13 protein-coding genes and 3 pseudogenes are annotated in these 17635 nt (G+C 43.1%); 9 read left to right on the top strand and 7 right to left on the bottom strand.

Annotation, left to right across the window (positions count from 1 at the left end):
- Positions 1 to 31 precede the first annotated feature (31 nt).
- The 3 genes from AM1_RS27040 to AM1_RS27030 all read right to left on the bottom strand — a co-directional run bounded on the left by AM1_RS27040 (position 32) and on the right by AM1_RS27030 (position 3434).
- Positions 32 to 310: an FmdB family zinc ribbon protein gene (locus AM1_RS27040; protein ID WP_012166129.1), complete on the bottom strand. Its 279-nt coding sequence runs from the start codon at positions 308 to 310 to the stop codon at positions 32 to 34.
- 128 nt (positions 311 to 438) lie between these two features.
- Positions 439 to 1653: a formamidase gene (gene fmdA / locus AM1_RS27035; RefSeq protein ID WP_012166128.1), complete on the bottom strand. Its 1215-nt coding sequence runs from the start codon at positions 1651 to 1653 to the stop codon at positions 439 to 441.
- A 689-nt stretch (positions 1654 to 2342) separates the two neighbouring features.
- Positions 2343 to 3434, bottom strand: a complete 1092-nt coding sequence (locus AM1_RS27030) for an aliphatic amidase (RefSeq protein WP_012166127.1) — start codon at positions 3432 to 3434, stop codon at positions 2343 to 2345.
- 653 nt (positions 3435 to 4087) lie between these two features.
- Here AM1_RS27030 and AM1_RS27025 point away from each other — a divergent pair.
- The 6 genes from AM1_RS27025 to AM1_RS38900 all read left to right on the top strand — a co-directional run bounded on the left by AM1_RS27025 (position 4088) and on the right by AM1_RS38900 (position 10367).
- A complete protein-coding gene (locus AM1_RS27025; RefSeq protein WP_238549099.1) occupies positions 4088 to 5443 on the top strand; it encodes an ABC transporter substrate-binding protein in 1356 nt (451 codons plus the stop codon).
- A 101-nt stretch (positions 5444 to 5544) separates the two neighbouring features.
- Positions 5545 to 6522, top strand: coding sequence for an urea ABC transporter permease subunit UrtB (gene urtB, locus AM1_RS27020; protein WP_012166125.1), 978 nt, complete (start codon positions 5545 to 5547; stop codon positions 6520 to 6522).
- A gap of 48 nt (positions 6523 to 6570) precedes the next feature.
- Positions 6571 to 7677 carry an urea ABC transporter permease subunit UrtC gene (gene urtC / locus AM1_RS27015; protein ID WP_012166124.1) on the top strand — a complete coding sequence of 369 codons (1107 nt, stop codon included), beginning with the start codon at positions 6571 to 6573 and terminating at the stop codon, positions 7675 to 7677.
- Between the two features lie 27 nt (positions 7678 to 7704).
- Positions 7705 to 8460 carry an urea ABC transporter ATP-binding protein UrtD gene (gene urtD / locus AM1_RS27010; RefSeq protein ID WP_012166123.1) on the top strand — a complete coding sequence of 252 codons (756 nt, stop codon included), beginning with the start codon at positions 7705 to 7707 and terminating at the stop codon, positions 8458 to 8460.
- Between the two features lie 10 nt (positions 8461 to 8470).
- Complete coding sequence (gene urtE / locus AM1_RS27005) at positions 8471 to 9184, top strand: urea ABC transporter ATP-binding subunit UrtE (RefSeq protein ID WP_012166122.1); 714 nt, start codon at positions 8471 to 8473, stop codon at positions 9182 to 9184.
- A gap of 193 nt (positions 9185 to 9377) precedes the next feature.
- Positions 9378 to 10367: a LysR family transcriptional regulator gene (locus AM1_RS38900; protein ID WP_083776745.1), complete on the top strand. Its 990-nt coding sequence runs from the start codon at positions 9378 to 9380 to the stop codon at positions 10365 to 10367.
- Here the strand turns inward: AM1_RS38900 and AM1_RS27000 are convergent.
- Positions 10318 to 11592 (bottom strand): annotated as a pseudogene (locus AM1_RS27000) (IS4 family transposase); the annotation flags it as partial. The gene AM1_RS38900 and the pseudogene AM1_RS27000 overlap by 50 nt on opposite strands.
- Between AM1_RS27000 and AM1_RS40025 the strand changes: the two are divergent.
- Positions 11591 to 12709 (top strand): annotated as a pseudogene (locus tag AM1_RS40025) (IS630-like element ISAcma30 family transposase). The pseudogenes AM1_RS27000 and AM1_RS40025 sit on opposite strands and share 2 nt — an antisense overlap.
- A 20-nt stretch (positions 12710 to 12729) precedes the next feature.
- Here AM1_RS40025 and AM1_RS26985 read toward each other — a convergent pair.
- Positions 12730 to 12906, bottom strand: a pseudogene (locus AM1_RS26985) (IS4/Tn5 family transposase DNA-binding protein); the annotation flags it as partial.
- A 252-nt stretch (positions 12907 to 13158) separates the two neighbouring features.
- Between AM1_RS26985 and AM1_RS40020 the strand changes: the two are divergent.
- Positions 13159 to 14042 (top strand): IS630-like element ISAcma31 family transposase gene (locus AM1_RS40020; RefSeq protein ID WP_076611717.1). Its coding sequence is split into 2 segments (ribosomal slippage): positions 13159 to 13485 and positions 13488 to 14042, totalling 882 coding nucleotides; the frame shifts between segments, so codons are not numbered across the junction.
- A gap of 44 nt (positions 14043 to 14086) precedes the next feature.
- Here AM1_RS40020 and AM1_RS26970 read toward each other — a convergent pair.
- Complete coding sequence (locus AM1_RS26970; RefSeq protein ID WP_012166119.1) at positions 14087 to 15310, bottom strand: S-layer homology domain-containing protein; 1224 nt, start codon at positions 15308 to 15310, stop codon at positions 14087 to 14089.
- Between the two features lie 270 nt (positions 15311 to 15580).
- On the opposite strand from AM1_RS26970, the gene AM1_RS26965 reads away from it, so the two are divergent.
- Positions 15581 to 16852, top strand: a complete 1272-nt coding sequence (locus AM1_RS26965; protein WP_012166117.1) for a pentapeptide repeat-containing protein — start codon at positions 15581 to 15583, stop codon at positions 16850 to 16852.
- 82 nt (positions 16853 to 16934) lie between these two features.
- Here the strand turns inward: AM1_RS26965 and AM1_RS26960 are convergent, their stop codons facing one another.
- Positions 16935 to 17624: an IS1-like element ISAcma4 family transposase gene (locus AM1_RS26960; RefSeq protein ID WP_012166116.1), complete on the bottom strand. Its 690-nt coding sequence runs from the start codon at positions 17622 to 17624 to the stop codon at positions 16935 to 16937.
- Positions 17625 to 17635: the final 11 nt, after the last annotated feature.

Raw genomic sequence — 17635 nt, 5'->3', positions numbered from 1 at the left:
TCCTGTCGAATAGTATGAAGGAAGAGCGGTGTTAATACCGAGCGGGGGAATGACTGACCATCCAGGGACGTCCAGCTTTGGCCTCTTGTAAGCGAGGGGGAGATACAGATCTTTTTTTGCGAGTCACCAATTCAGGAGTACCATACTTTTTGGGAAAACGACCTGAATTAAGACTAATGTTTGGAGCAGAAATGAGCCGATTGGCAACTTGATCACAATCTGAACAATAGACAGGTGAATCTAAATCAGAAATCTGGAGCCATTTTTCAAAATCTCCACATTCATTACACCGATAATCGTACAAAGGCATATAAAAATTTACTCTCCAAAACTATTGAATAAATAAGAAACGAGAGAAGATTGAGCACTGAAAACTGACTCAGCACTCAATCATTGAGGAGAAGAACACATCAACAATGGATGACCAATTAGATTGAATTAAGAGGGAACAATATCTTGATCAAAAATGGCAGTGGGTAAAGCGAGGGTACAACAAGCATTGGGAACATCCACAATACCGCTAACCCGCCCTTCAACAGGGGCGCAACTCAGTAACAAGTATGCTTGTTCTCCCGTAAATCCAAAGTTTTTCAAGTAGTTAATCGCATTCAAACAGGCTCTTCGATAAGCCACATGAGCATCAAGATAATATTGCTCTCCGCTAAATTCATCCACAGAAATTCCTTCAAAGATTAGATACTCAGAATAATGAGGTTCAACGGGACCAGGTTTGAAGATGGGGTTGATCATCGAATACTTTTCCATCCCCCCCTTAATGATGTCGACGTGTAAGTCAATATAGCCAGACATCTCAATGGCCCCACAGAAAGAGATCTCTCCATCCCCTTGAGAGAAATGAATATCCCCCATGGATAATTTAGCTCCTTCAACATAAACCGGGAAATAGATGCGGGATCCTTTTGATAAGTTTTTGATGTCGCAGTTACCACCATGTTCTCGGGGAGGGACCGTACGCGCGGCTTCTGCTGCAACACGGTCAAACTCTGGTCCCTTATTGACATAGCTCCCCAATTTCCCAAGGACGGCATAATTTGGATTGGGAAGTGCTGCATAGGGAGGGATTGGGGGTTTCCAAGGTGGCCCCCAACCACTGTCCCCTTTGTCAACTAATGCTTGTTCCCTCTGGTTCCAGGTATTTAATAGTTCTTGGGATGGAGCACATCCAATAAGTCCAGGATGGGTAATGCCCGCAAATTTTACCCCAGGGATATGACGAGTTTCAGTATAGATACCTTCTAAATCCCAACAGGCTTTTGCTGCCTCAGGAAAGTGATCCGTCAGGAATCCTCCTCCATTATTACGATCGAATATGCCTGTAAACCCCCATTCATCTCCGGGTAAAGCACCAATATCAAGCAAGTCCACAACTAGGATATCCCCTGGTTCTGCACCATTTACATGAATCGGACCACTGAGTACATGAACAACTTGTAGCTCAACATCTCGGATATCACTGGGATCATCATTATTGCCAATTTGTCCATCTGTCCAGTCTTTACATTCGATTCTGAAGATATCTCCTGGATTAACAGAGACGACAGCTGGAATATCAGGGTGCCATCGATTATGGCCTGGCACATCTTGTTCATGCATCGGCTTCGTCAGATCTATTTTGAAGAGAGTTTCGGGCATAGTGATGCAGTCCTAATAGTAGTAAGAATGAAACTTATCAATATTTATTTATCTATGAATTAGTCTCAAGAATATTAATTCCTGGATGAATATGATTGTTAGGTTAAAGCAGGAAAATTTAATTGAAAGATAATTTAGATACTTTTGAATAAAGATTAATAAAAATATTTGTATTTCTCTAAATAAAATTATTTTTGTTGATTTATGGCCACAGTAAATATTGATTTAGATGGATTAAATTAATTCCCTAAATATCCATAAAATATTGACCTTACGCAAGATTCCCTAGGCTTATTTAGAATGATTCTATTGACTATATAAATCTAAAGCTTTAAGGCTTAATTGTCTTAAAACATATATAGAAATGATTTCTATCTTGAATGCTTATATAGAATAAAATTTAAAAAAAGCAAAGAAAAGGCCTACGTAGAACATAGGCTGGAGTGAATCTAACTAAAACTATACAACGAATAAATATTAGTTTTGTTTGCTATGATACTATTTACATTTCAATCTATTATTAAGTAATTCACAAACGAAACTTAAGATTCTAACTGTATAATTTGATCATTTTTTTAAAATATTAATATCATGAAATTATCGTGATTGAGTTAATACAAAAAGTACGAACCCAACGTTTTGAATAGATCCTTGAGGTCTCAATTCTGAGATTTCCCAACCATCTATTCTTAGGGAATGATTTGTCTTACCGGAATCGGCTCTGATTCTTTCACTCTCACTTCAGGGATTTTGGTAGCTGGATTGGGGATGCCATCAATGGGACATTCATGGGTTCCCACCGTTGGTCGTGTTAACGCTTCTACCTTTTTCTTCGTTGATTCAGGATCTAAAACCCATTCCCTATAGAAGTCATAGGGGCATTCCATCATGCCTTGATCTCCCTCCCCTGAATTAATGATGCCGGTATATCCCCGATGCAACAATTTGAAGAGGTGGTTTTGAGATTGGGCGTGTTTACGAAAATCGCGAATCGAAAATTTGGATAGCGCAGCGTATTGAATACCATTTTCTTCTTCACCACATTCACCTAAGGTTCGACCATCAAACCCAACGATTGCAGAATGACCAAAGTAGCTATACACGCCATCAAAGCCCGCAGCATTTGCAACCGCCACGTAAGTATTGTTCATCCATGCCATCGCCTTCGAAACAATGATTTGCTGTTCTTTGGCGGGATACATATATCCTTGGCAGCGAATGACTAATTCAGCGCCCTTCATAACACAATCACGCCAAATTTCAGGATAATTGCCATCATCACAAATAATCAGACTAATTTTTAAACCCTTGGGACCTTCGGTAACATACGTACAGTTTCCTGGATACCATCCTTCAATGGGAGTCCAAGGCATAATTTTGCGATACTTTTGGACGATATCCCCCTGATCATTTATCAGAATAAGGGTGTTATAGGGGACTTTATCTGGGTGTTGTTCATGGCGCTCCCCCGTGAGGGAAAACACACCCCAAACTTTATTCCGTATACAAGCTTCAGAAAAAATATCCGTTTCAGGGCCTGGAATGCTGGAAGCTGTATCCATCATCTCTTGGGAATCATACATAATGCCATGAGTTGAATACTCAGGGAAAATCACAAGGTCTAAACCAGGCAGGCCCTGCTTCATTCCATCTATGACTTCAGCAATATTATTGCAATTAGCTAATACTTCATCTTGAGTATGTAGCCTCGGCATTTTGTAGTTAACGACAGCAACGCCAACAGAATCATAACTTGAAGAAATATCACCATGAAATGCCATCTGACTCTCCTATTTTAATGGGTTTCACAAGAGAAATAGACCATAAGTCAAACAAACATCTCTAAATAAATGTATTCCTTTATACATTACATAGAATGTTTTTGAAAAGGCTTATTCCCGTAATTAATACACTTATTTCATTGGTGACAATACTAATTCATATGCAACGATAAAATAGCAGAAGAATTATTGAGTTAATCAATAGGCATATTGTTAAACCCAATAATGCTGATATTCAAGTAATCAGATTCGTCCTTTTCTCAGATATCTCACTTAAAAAGCCCATGCATTATTTTCTGCTTAGTTTAATAAAGTAGAGATTTCATGACATACAAACCTATTTTTTATGTATAAAGTCAATTTTATTGTAATAGCAGCTGCCTTGTATATAGGATTACAAAATCAATTTAAAACTACAGTAATCTTTTACTAATGATATTTCTTCCTATCGGTACTTAGGTCTTTACTTGCTAGCTGAGCGAGTAACCTATGCACCTCAAATAAAATAATTTCGAGTGAAATACTTTTGAAGAACAGCCATTAAAAGAGCACTAGCTTTTTTGTTGAATATTAAATGGCTCTTGTTCTTCCTTAGACTTAAGTGTTTTCTCTTAATTATGTTGTATTTGCACCTGTTTTGGTTAGCTAAAACTATGACAAAGCCCCAATCATCCTCTGAAGGCATCAGTCGTCGAAAATTTATTCAGTATAGTTCGTTAGCAGTAGGCTCTGGTATTGTCGCAGCATGTTCAAGCGGTTCTTCTACCCAGAGTGTTGATTTAGGTGAGAATCCAATCAAGGTTGGTGTGATGTATTCTACGACGGGCACCATTGCCATTGTAGAAAAATCACTCCAAGATGCGACGTTCTTGGCCATTGAGCAAATTAATTCTGGAACTGGACCCTGGGAAGGGAATGGTGAGGGTATTGCTGGCCGTAAAATCCAAAAGGTTGTCGTCAATCCAGACTCCAACTGGGATTTGTATAATCAAATGTCCAAGCGCCTGATCGATGAAGATAAGGTCGTATGTGTATTGGGATGTTACACATCAGCTAGTCGAAAATCTGTCTTACCTGTTTTTGAAGACAAGGACGCCATTCTCTACTATCCGGTCTATTACGAGGGCAATGAATGTAGTTCTAATGTCTTTTATACCGGGGCGGCTCCAAACCAACAGATTACGGACTCTATTCCCTATTGTCACAAAAACTTTGGCCCCAAAGGATTCTTTATTGGTTCTGACTATATCTACCCTAAAGAGAGTAACCGAATTGCCAAGGCAGAATTAGAAAAAATTGGTGGAAAAGTGGTAGGGGATGAATACGCAGCCCTGGGTACAACAGAATTTATTACGATTATCAACAAAATCAAAGCAGCAAAACCTGATTTTGTCTTAAGTAATCTGGTTGGGGATAGTATTCCCGCATTTTATCGGCAATTTAAGGATGCGGGAATTACTGCAGATAAGATGCCGATTATGGCTTATCCCACTACCGAAGAAGAAATTCAGGCCATGGGACCTGAATATTCATCCGGTCACTATACGAGTTTTAACTATTTTCAGACCGTAGACACGCCAGAAAACAAGCTCTTTGTGGAGCAGTTCAAAGAGATGTTTGGAGGAAACCGGGTTACGAACGGTGTGATGGAAGCTGCTTATTTGCAGACTTTCTTTATGGCTCAGGCGATGAAGAAGATTCTGGATGAAGGTGGAGAACTCAATACTGGGACCATCCGGGAGGCAACAAGAGGGCAAGAGTTTAATGCACCTCAAGGAAAGGTCAAAATAGATCCTGAGAACTACCACACCTACCTTTATTCCAGAATTGGCAAGTGGAAAGAGGATGGCCAAGCAGAAATTGTCTTTTCGACAGATGCAGCAGTGAAACCGATTGCTTGGAGCCAAACTCTATACAAAGGTAGAACTTGTGTTCATCCTACTCCTGACACTCGGGTAGACCCAACGGTTGAGACAGGTAAAGATTTAGAACCTAAGTATCTCTCCTAACTATCAAGAACTAGATTCTCAATTTAGAAATGTTGAACAGGGTGCTGTTTTTCTGTTTCACCCATAGTCTTTAGCTTTATTAGGTCTTAGGAATTAAGCCTATGTTGGATATCTCATTCTCTTCAGTATTTTCGACCCCCTACTTCTTGTTGGCTCAGGAAGAAGCAGCATCTCCTGAAAGTTTTGATGTTTATACCCTTCTTAATCAGGCCCTCAATGGGATCGGTATTGTGGGAATTTTGCTGTTAACAGGGTTGGGCTTAGCGATTACTTTTGGAGTGATGCGCATTATAAATTTGGCTCATGGTGAGTTCATTATGTTAGGGGCATATGTCACCTTTGTGTTTCAAGATGCCTTTCAATTAGACCTACTCCTGACGATTCCTTTAGCTTTCTTGATTACTGCTCTAATTGGTGCAGTTGTAGAAATTACTATTATTCGTAGATTGTATGGTAATCCCCTAGAAACGCTATTAGCGACCTGGGGATTGAGTATTGTGATGCAGGGCGTTGTAAAGCTGATTTTTACAGCTCAATTGAAGTATGTGAAAGCTCCCGCTTATTTGTCTGGAAATATACCCTTGGTTTCAGATGAAAACGGTGCCGCAGTGGTCGCGATTTCCTACTATCGTCTATTTATTGTTGGAGTTGCACTGGCATTATTAGGACTCACCTTGTATCTATTTTATGGCACTTCCTGGGGTAGGCAGATTAGAGCAGTGACCCAAAATCGAGATATGGCCATGTGCCTTGGTGTAAACACCAAACTAGTTGACATGGGCACTTTTGCTTATGGCTGTGGTTTGGCAGGAGTAGCGGGTGCCGTTATTTCGGCTTTAAAGTCTGTAGCCCCTCCGATGGGCCAAGATTACTTGGTGGATGCTTGGATGGTGGTGGTCACTGGGGGCGTTGACAAGTTAATTGGGATTTTAGCGGGTTCTCTATTAATTGGTGAGGCTAACGCCATCATCGCTTTTCTTCTTAATGACCCCCTTGCTAGAGTCATCGTGTTGGGAGCTGTCATCGTGTTAATTCGTTATCGTCCGGAAGGTCTATTTACAGTTCAGAAACGGGCATGATTTCCAGAATTTATTCCGTGCTAGTTGATGATCTTTTGGAGGTTTTAAATGACGAATATTGTTATGGGATATAAACAATCAACTTTTCCTAAGAAGTTGGTTGTGGTGAGTGGTATTTCACTATTGATTTTTACTATATTGCCCTTCACTTTAAATAGCTTTCAGTTATCTTTGATGTCTAAACTATTGTTGTTTGGCACATTAGGAGTTTCCCTGGACTTAGTTTGGGGATTTACAGGTATTCTAAGTTTTGCCCATGGGGTCTTTTTTACGTTGGGAGGCTATGCTTCTGCCTATTATCTCAAGCTGAATCTCTCGGCTGCTTCAAATACCTACGGAGGAGAATTGCCTGACTTTATGGTCTGGAATGGATTAGAGAAACTGCCTTGGTTTATTGCTCCTTTGAAGCATTTTCCTGTGGCCCTAGTCGCAACTTTCGCTGTTCCAGCATTATTTGCTTATATCATTGGCTATTTCATCTTTCGTTCTAAAGTGAGTGGGGTCTATATCACTATCATTACTTTAGCGATCTCATCTGCCTTAACCACTTTTTTCATTAGTCAACAGGCCTATACTGGTGGCACAAATGGGATTACCGATGTCAGTAGCTTGAGGTTTTTTGGGGTTCAAGTTAAACCGATAGGACTATATTTTTTGATTTTGGCCTATGCGGCCTTTGTAATTGCTTTAAGTTGGTTCCTTACGCAATCTAATTTTGGCCTGATTTTACGTTCGATTAATGAGAATGAAAAACGGATATCTTTTTTGGGATATGATGTAGCGCAATTTAAGATTTTTATCTGGACCCTTTCAGCTGCGATCGCAGGTGTAGCTGGGGGGCTATTTGTCCCCCTCAATCGCTTCATTTCTCCGGTGTACTTAGCGGTTGCTTTTGGTACTCAAGTGGTTATTTGGGTGGCTATCGGCGGTCGAGGATCCATAGTGGGGCCATTAGTTGCCGCGATTTTATTGGGACAAGTGCAGAACTACGCTGAAAAAGTGACTCAGGATTGGCAACTTGTTGTTGGGATTTTGTTATTAGTTGTTGTTCTATTCCTACCGAATGGATTGATGAGTCTGTTACCTAAGCAAGCTTCAATGGCAAATTTATCAAAGCCGAAGCCATTGCCCATATCAGTATTGACGAAAAAATAAATAGTATTGGATTGAGGGTTGGAGTATATGGATGCCGTTTTATCCGTTGAAGATTTAAATGTCACTTTTTCAGGATTTAAAGCCTTAAGTGGTGTGAACCTGAATGTATTTGATCGTGAAATTGTGACGATTATTGGTCCCAATGGTGCAGGGAAAAGTACACTACTAGATGCCATTGTGAGTAAGTCTCCTGTATCGTCGGGGCATATTCGGTATCAAGGTAAGGAGATTACCAATAAGCTGCCCCATGAAGTCGCTCGGATGGGTATTGGCCGGAAGTTTCAAAACCCTAATGTTTATAACGAATTAACCGTATTTGACAATATTCTCTTAGCTCTTAAGGGAACCCATGGGATTCTGGCTTCCATCACAGCCAAATTAACTCAAACCAAAAAAAGCAAAATTCACGATGCTCTAGAGAGAACGGGCTTAGTCGATAAAGCATTTGAGCAGGTGTCCTCTCTATCCCATGGCCAAAAGCAGTGGGTTGAAATTGCAATGGTTTTGGCGCAGGATCCGTCCATTGTCTTACTTGATGAACCTACAGCTGGGATGACAGGAGACGAAACCTACATGACAGGAGAAATTATTAAAAGCATTTCCAAATCTCATGCAGTTGTGGTGATTGAGCATGATATGGAATTTGTGAAACAAATAGCAAAAAGAATCGTAGTGCTTCACCAAGGCCAGGTCTTGGCAGAAGGCTCTATCGAAAGTATTCAAGCTAATCCTAAAGTTATTGAGGTTTATCTCGGCCGTGAAACCATCAACACTGCTGCGTAAAGAAGATGATATGGCTGTCACTAGGCCATTATTGGATTTAGTCAATGTAACGGCTGGCTATGGCCAAACTCCAGTCTTATTTGATGTTGATATGTCTGTTGCGGAGGGAGAAATAGCCTGCCTATTGGGACGAAATGGCGTAGGTAAAACAACTCTTTTGCGCAGTATTATCGGTTTGAATGCCTTAACGAGTGGCAACATTTACTTCAATGATGCCGATATTACGAAGGCTCCAACCTATAAGCGGGCCAGAAAAGGAATTGCCTATATTCCACAAGGTCGAGAAATTATTCCCTACTTGACCGTATTAGACAATTTGAAGATGGGCTTTAGTGCGAGCGGGAAGAAGGCAAAGCGTATTCCAGCCGAGATTTATGATTTTTTCCCAATGCTTAAAGAGCATTTGCAACGTCAAGGGGGCCTATTAAGTGGAGGTCAACAACAGCAGCTTGCCATAGCACGCGGTCTAATGTGTAACCCTAAAATTATACTGCTGGATGAGCCAACAGAAGGAATTCAGCCCTCTATTGTCCAAGAAATTGAAGATACTTTGAGACGTATCAATATTGAGAAAGGCATTACCATCATTGTTGTTGAGCAAAAAATTGAATTTGCTCGTAAACTTGCTCAGCAATTCTTCATCATGGAGAAGGGGGCTATTGTGGAAAAAGGTAAAACTGACAAACTCGCAGATTCCTTATTGCATCGCTATTTGGCAGTATAAAAATCTTAAGATAGATGCCTGTTTGAAGTAAGTGTTTTTATTGATTAGCCGTAGCATTTTATTAACACAATAAAGTTGAAAAGATTTTGATTCTGGTTGATGAGAACATCAAATACTAAAAGTTCATAATATGTAATTCAATAGCTCTTTTCTATGCTTTTAGTTGTTTAAACTTTGACTTGCAGCCTTTTTGATGGATAAGTATTGTCTTAGTAATATAGAGATGTCGGCCCTCATTTCTTTCATTGAAGTTGCTGAGAGAGGCAGTTTTACTGAGGCCGCCTTAGCCTTGAATTTATCTCAACCCACTGTAAGCCAACAAATACAGAGGCTTGAGCGTATTGTTGGGGTTAAGTTACTTAATCGTGGTTCAAATAAAGTTTATTTAAGTAAAGCGGGTGAGGCTTTTATTGAGTATTGCCAGTCGGGTTTGCAAAATGTTGAAACAGGCGTATTTGCAGCTCTTAAGGCAGCTCAAACCTCTGTAAATAAAGTAAGTTTAGGATTAACTAGTGTTAATGCTGAACACTGTTTGTCGGTTGTATTGAAAAACTTCCATGATTTCAATCCTAATATCAACCTGCAAATCTTTGAGTATCCACTGGATGAACTTATTCATGGCTTGCAAAATCAGACTATTGATTTAGCTTGGATGTCTTCTCCTTTACCCATCGAAACGCTTCATACTGAAGTTTTGTATAAAGAGCCTCTTAGTCTAGTATGCTCTTCTGCACATGCATTGGCTCAAGTCGCTAATCTTACATGGGACGATATTTGCCAGTACCCTATTGTTTTGCCTCGGCAAGGCTCTAATTACGGAATACGTTCTGTTGTAGAAGAGTTATTTCGAATTCACAAGCGCAGTATCAAGACAGTTGTTGAATTTAGTGGTGCCCAATCCTTACGATTAATCTTACTAGCCAACTTTGGAATTGCTATTTTACCCGGTTCTCAGGTTGCCTCCAACCTTCAAGGTAAAGATCTAGTCGTTAAAACTATCCCTGGAACTCCTCTTGTGCATGAAGTTGTCATTGCTACTAACCCGAAATATTCCCTTAGCCCTGAAGCCAAGACGTTATTAGAAACGATACGAGCATCAGTTCAGTTATCAAACTATCTGACTTTTCACGGTAAGTCTCCTGGGTTGCTAACTGCCAGCCCTCCATCAGGAGATTTAACTTAGCCCATCCTTTCCAAAGGACTTGAATCCCAATCGGTGTATTGCGACGATGCTCCAAGTATCCTCCGAGTCGTGCAACCGCCTTCACTGCCCAAGAAACAGTGAGGGGTTTGGGAACTTTCGGTGTCTTAGAAATAAGAACCTTGAGTTGCAAAGGTGTGACGACATCTTGAGCAGGACGTTGCGGAGATGTGCGTTCTAAGTAGGTCAGACGCAATAGCTCTACAGCAGTGACACATAGGAATCCCAATAAGGTTTTCATCCCCTCAGCCGCCAAACGATACCGCTCCGCCTGAGTCCCTGATTTGAGAATTTTGTGATATTCCTCCACTCTCCATCGGTATGTGTACCAGCGCAAAATGGTCTGGGCCATCTCCACCGTGGTGACCGCTTCACTCGTGAGCAACATCCATGAGACAGGGTCTTCATCCTCTGGGGGATCTACTTCTGTGGCATAAACGGCATAGACTTGGAGGGGGTGACTATCAGCTAGACGGGTGGGTCGCTGCAGTTGGACAAGACAACAGCGCACCACTAGCTTGGCTGTATGTGCACTCCGGTCTTTCGTTTTGGGTAAGTCAATTTCATACTCCAATTGAACCCTTTGGGCTTCCAGCTTTTCCCACAGCCGATTAGGGTCTTGCTCAAGTCGACGATTATGTGAGGCTCTGACCACAACCCCTGTGTTGCGAAGATGGTTGAGCTGCTCGAACACTTCGGCGATGTCTCCTTCTCGGTCGAACACATGGATGGTGCGGGTTGACGGACTCACTATTTTCTCTACGGCTTGCATGGCCTCCACCCAACGATAGGATTCCTTTTGCTCAAACGGTCGATTCCGAGAAGCTTTTCGCGCCTTTGCCTGACGCTTCTTCTTTTGTCGCGGGGTTTCCTTTTTCGGAGGCTGGGGTCGATGCTGACGATTCCATACCTTTTGCCATAGCAACCCCAACGGCTGACCCTGCGCCGGGTCAACAGCTAAGGCACTGTGGAGCAATAAGCCATTTCCCCCATTGCCTTGAGGACCATAGCCTTGACGCTTCTTCTTGATGCCTCCGTAATCTAAAAAGCTCGTATCACCCACGCACAAGGTAATCTCTTCCTCAGCAATGGCTCGGGCGGTTGCACGACAATGAGGCGTAATCACAAGAGCAAAGCTAGTGCTCGACCACACTGAATTGGATAGGTAAGCTAGCAACAATCTAGCTGTTTTTAGCCAACTAATCATGCCTGACAAATATATTGTGACGCTAACGCCTGAAGAACGCAGTGAGCTGATACAACTCACCCGACGTAGAACCCTGTCAGCGCGAAAAATGAAACGAGCCCAGATTTTGATGTTGGCAGATGAGGGACACAAAGACGATACCATTACTCAAATGCTCAATGCAGGCATCTCTACCGTGCATCGTACTCGCCAGAAATTTGTTGAAGGTGGTGTGGAATTTGCCCTCAATGAGCGTCCCAGACCAGGAGGGCAAAAGAAGCTCGATAGCAAAGCAGAGGCCTTGCTAATTGCGACAGCTTGTAGCGACCCACCAACCGGTTGTTGCCGGTGGACCATGCAGCTATTGGCAGAACGGCTGGTTGAACTTAAAGTCGTCGAAAGCCTATCGGATGAAACTGTGCGACGTACGCTCGAAAAAAACAGCTTAAGCCTTGGCTAAAAGAGCAGTGGTGTTTTTCTACTGTAGGCGCAGACTTTGTTTGGCGGATGGAGAACGTTCTAGATTGGTATGCCCAACCCTACGATCCTGATGAGCCTGTTGTTTGTTTTGATGAACGGCCTTGCCAACTGATTGGCGAAACCCGGGTGCCCCGTCCACCGAAGCCCGGTCGTCCTCAACGCTACGACCATGAATATGAGCGGAAGGGCACTTGTAATATATTTGGCTTTTTTCAACCGCTCAAAAGTTGGCGACATTTGAAGGTGACTGAGCATCGCAAAAGCGAAGATTTTGCACTTTGCATGCAATATCTAGTGGATGGTCTGTTTCCCCAGGCTGACAAGCTACATGTTGTTTTGGACAATCTCAATACCCATTCTCCCGCAGCACTTTACAAAACCTTCAATCCAGATGAAGCCTTGCGGATTCTCAAGCGTATTCAGTTTCACTACACCCCAAAACATGGCAGTTGGCTCAATATGATTGAGTTTGAGTTCTCTGCCCTTTCGAGGCAATGCTTAAATCGGCGGATTCCTGATATTGAACAACTCCGGTACGAGGTCACTGCATGGGGAAAAAAGGCGGAACCATGATAAGGCAACGGTTAATTGGTTGTTTACGGTGGATGATGCACGAACTAAACTCAGCCGACTCTATCCCCAAACTATCCTGTCATAATCACTGTGGCGAAGCACTAGTTTTCCCATTGGCGAAAATTCATAAGAGCGTTTGAGCTCTGTTGCAGTCTTGAAAATACTCGACAGGGCTTGGCCGAAGCCTTCGCAAATTGCTTGACCAATCTTTAAGGCTCGATGGGTCAAGCGCTGATCACTGAATTGACACTCAGCAAAGTTTTTCTTCCACCATGTCTGCATCCTAATCATCTCCATACTCGGGGTTTAGCCATCGTAGTTGTATGGAGAAAGATTTTCTAGAACCTCTATGGGAAAATAACTCCAGGAGTTACCGTGAAAAGTCAGATCAAACTATCAGTTGATGATCAAAGGGATGTGACCCAACTTTTAATGCAGATTGATATTGGTATTTATAAAAGGACCTTGGAAAGTTAATATAGCCCTACGAAACTATGTTAGTACTATTGATATAGAAGATATCCCTACATTAGTATGCCAGCACCCTATAGTTATGACCTTCGTCGTAAAGCCGTTGATGCCTTCAAGAATGGTGAACGGAAAGTCGATATCTGTCGAATGTTGAACATCAGCCGTAATACCTTGCATCTATGGATAGTCCGCGAAGAAGCTACAGGTGACTGTCAGGCGATTACCAACTACCAACAAGGGGCTCGCCACAAGATCACAGATTGGGAGCGCTTTCGTGAATTTGCTCAAGAGCATGGGGGTAAAACCCAGGCCCAAATGGCTAAGCTATGGGGGGATAATGTCACCCAGCAAAATATCAGTGATGCCTTGAGAAAACTGGGATTGAGTCGAAAAAAAAGACCTATGGCTATCGAGAACGAGATGAAACACAACGTCAAGCATTTATAGAACGATTACAGACCAAACACCCTCATCAGATCGTCTATGTAGACGAAGCGGGTATCGATAATCGAGCGGACTATCCTTATGGATACTGCCCTGTGGGTCAACGATTTTATGACCTCAAATCAGGCAAGCGGACAGAGCGAGTCAGTTTTATTGCTGCGCTCAAAGAAGGCCAGTTATTTTCTCCCATGACCTTTGAAGGGTCTTGCAATCGGTTGTTATTCGAAGCGTGGTTACAGCAGAGTCTTATATCCCAGTTACAACTTGGCGATGTGATTGTGATTGATAATGCCAGTTTTCATCATGGCCAGAGGATCGAAGAAATCGTAGCTGAAGCAGGCTGTGAGATTTGGTATCTACCGAGCTATTCTCCAGATCTCAATAAAATCGAGCGATGGTGGTTTGTGCTCAAAAACTGGATGAAGCAGCGGTGGGATGAATTTGATACCTTTCGTGATTGTGTGGATGCTGCTTTCAAAGAGCGTACTAACATATATCCGTAGTGCTATAGAAGGTGAAGCCGCTGAATCTGCAACCGAACAAGCCACTAAAAGGGCTTTTCCCCCAGATGATTGCCAGGTGGATCATAATTACACACCACAATCAGTCTCTTCTGACAGGTAACCTGGGCACAACCGACTTTACGGGTCTTTCCCCAGACAAGTTGGGTGTAGTGGCTAGCCAAGACAGCATTTGAACGGTTGAGCGGTTTTCCGTCATATTTCTTCTTTTCCGTGTACCAAGTCTTGACGGCATCGGTAACGTTAAACGCAGTGAAACTGCCCATAAATAAGTTCTCGCCGTATTTTTGCTGCCACTTTCCCTTAAAGGGCCGATGGGTGAGCTTACAGCCCCCTTTAGTAGCCAGATAATTGGCCCATTCAGTGGCATATTCTGCTAAATTATCAGACCAAGTGATAGGGCCAACTCCTACCTCTGAACGGACTTGATTGTGCAAGGGGACCAAATCTTTAATATCGTAGGTAATGCTGCCTTGATAGCCAACGATATATTTGCGAGATACATTTTTGGCGGCTAGTTGGGGCGCTTTTTTGGCGTTGACTAATGCTTGATAGATAAAGGCAGCCACTTCTCCTCGGGTTGCCATGCGATTGGGAGACAATACTTGGGGACTGGGGTAGTTACTGACGATTTTACGGCGAGTGGTGGCTGCAATCTTTTTAACAGCCCAACTGGGGACTTGATTTGCATCTCTAAACTGTTGACTTAGTACCTGAACCGGATTGCCTGGACTGGCCAGTTCTAATCCCGAGGACAGGGCAACCAGTGCCTGCAATCGAGTAATCGCCTGGTTTGGGTTAAAACGTCCCTTGGGACCACCGGACATAAACCCTAGGGCGTAGGCTTTGCCAATGGACTGTTTCTGCCAAGAAATCGTGACATCGGAGAATGATTTTGGAGATTGACGGGGCGAACGATAGTCAAAGGCCTTGGCAAGCATGGCTGCAAACTCTGCCCTGGTTACAGGGGCATCAGGCTTAAACCGATTCCCTGGAAAACCGCTGACAATTTTTCGTTTGACTAAGGCTGAGATAAAAGGTTCTGCCCAATGATTACGGGTATCGGAAAACTGTTTCTTGGCCAAAATAAATGGAGGTGGAGCAGGATTCGATGGTGATCCAATACCGGCTAAAGTAAGTGGTTGAGCCGATTCACAACCTGGTGCAGCCAAAGCTATACCTGGGTTCAGCCAGAGAAAACCTATGCTCACTCCTGCACTACCTAACCCCAAAAAGTGACGTTTGAACATCCCATTAAGTCCCTATACAAATCCCAACAAACTGGAGAGAAGAAAATTCTCCATTTAGGAATTAATCATGAAAAAGGAGACTCCCATTGGGCAAGGGAACATCATAAATATTTTTACTTCTTAGTAAAATATTTATGATGACTGTTGTTAGAACTGAACTTATTGATGGCGATTAATCTGGGAATAAACGCTTAAAGGTAACGATCTTCGTGTTTGGGGCAGACTACGATTAAATAAAAGCGGTATCTGTAGTCTCTTTTCGAAAAGTGCATGACACGGCCTTCATCCCCAACGCCAAATCCAGAAGAACAACAGTCTTCGGTGTCTCCTCGATCAGTTAATGAAACGGAACGGTCTCTTGCAAATGGCAAAGGAGAGTTGTCTCCTTCATTAGCAGGATTAAAAGCGTCTTCCACCAGGCTGTTGCAATCTGCTACCGCTTCTTCTTCAATCGAGTTAGTAACCGGAGCAGCAACGGTCGTCCTGATTGTGAGCTTGCTGTTTCATAATCCCTGGATTGGCCTACCGGCAGCCGTGGTGGTGCTGTGGTTGTCCCTGAGGGTACTGTGGCCTCCCCTGAGTAAAGCTCTGCAGGAATGGGTGTCTGTTCGGAATCAGCAACTGATTCTAGCCGGCGTTTTGAGTGTTGTTGGCCTGATCGGTGTTATTCAGTTTACGGGGTTGCCCCAAATGTTACTGGGGGGACGGACGGTCAATTGGGAAGCAGTGGGTGCTCTAGCAGACTCCTTTGGAGCAGTGGGGCAAATACTAGTGGCCTTTTTAGCGCTTTATGTGGCCTGGCGTCAGTACGTGATTTCCAAAGAATTAACGGAGCAGCAAAATCGGATTACCCAACAACAAACGATTGATGCCTATTTCCAAGGGATTTCTGATTTGGTGATCAATGAAGAAGGATTGTTAGAAGACTGGCCCCCGGAGCGAGCTATTGCGGAAGGCCGAACTGCAGCAATTTTGACAGGACTGAGTGCCGAAGGAAAGGCAAAGGTGATTCGGTTCCTATCCAGTTCTAAGTTATTGACGCCGTTAAAACGCGATCGCAGATTAGGTCGCGCCATTTTTGATGGGTTGGGAGGCTATGAAGAAGACCTGGAATATGGAGTACGGGTAATTGATTTGGTTGGTATGTTGGCAAATGTCGATCTGTCCGGGACTGATCTACGGCGGACTGAGATGAGTGAAGCCAATCTAGTCCATAGTAATTTGCAGGGGTGTGATTTAGGCCGAGCCAATTTGTCTCGCTGTATTTTGTATGGAGCCAATTTATCGAAGACGGATTTAACCCGGACCCGATTTTTCTATGGGGAAGTGGAAAAGGTAACACCGCGCGATCGCATGAATCCACCCAACTTTCAAACCGGTGCACAAACTGGGGCTGTAATTGAAAATGCCGATTTCTCTAAAGCGAAAGGATTATCCGAAGAGCAACGGTATTACTGTTGTGCGTGGGGAGGAAAACAGTCTAGGGCAACTATTCCTGGCGGTTGCGAAGGGATTCCTAATAAACTTGAGAGCAGTCGTTGACCCCAGGAAAGAGATAGGCATAAAAGGCAACCGAATAACTGTTTATGGGTTTCAATTTGGCGTTGCTCAATGACGGGATGACTCACGCAGGAATAGGTACTTCCCCAAACTTGAGATAGTGGATCAATAGTCGAATTGAATGCTTGAGCATGTCCACCGACTTTGAATAACATAAAGTCTTGCGATGGAGCCGTGCCAAGTAATGTCGTAAACGAGTATTTTCTCCCTCTACTCGTGTCATGTAGGTCTTGCTAACAATCTGGTCACCCTCTGGGATAAAGCCTGGATAGACGGGATTGCCATCACTGACCCAGAAAAAACATTGCCAACAGACGATTGCTTGCCATAACGGTCGAAAGGTCTCAGCACTATGGTCACCCACAACCCAGCCTAGAATGCCGGGGTGAAAATGATCCACCACAGTCCAAATCCAGACCTTATTGCGTTTTTTGCCCACAAAGGTTTCGAGTTCATCTAATTCTCCGACCTGTGGGATATCGTCGGGGTCATAAGCATCGGGTAATAGAACTCCAACTTGTTGAACCCAATGAATCACAGTGGTATGAGCAACGCCTATGACTCGTTCGATACCCTTCAACCCCATTCCATTGACATACATTCTCAGGCAGAGTCGTTTCGTCCAATCACTGTAGCCACGCTTTGAGTAAGTTGAAAGAAACTGTCGTCCACAGGTCACACAGATATGATTTTGTTTACCTCGACGATGCCCATTCTTATGGATATGTTGACCACCACACTCAGGACACTTCATACAGATTCCTC

It is taken from the genome of Acaryochloris marina MBIC11017 (assembly GCF_000018105.1).
In the GTDB taxonomy this organism is placed as follows: domain Bacteria; phylum Cyanobacteriota; class Cyanobacteriia; order Thermosynechococcales; family Thermosynechococcaceae; genus Acaryochloris; species Acaryochloris marina.
Note: the sequence above shows the minus strand (reverse complement) of the source record. Positions and strands in the feature narration are given on the sequence as shown.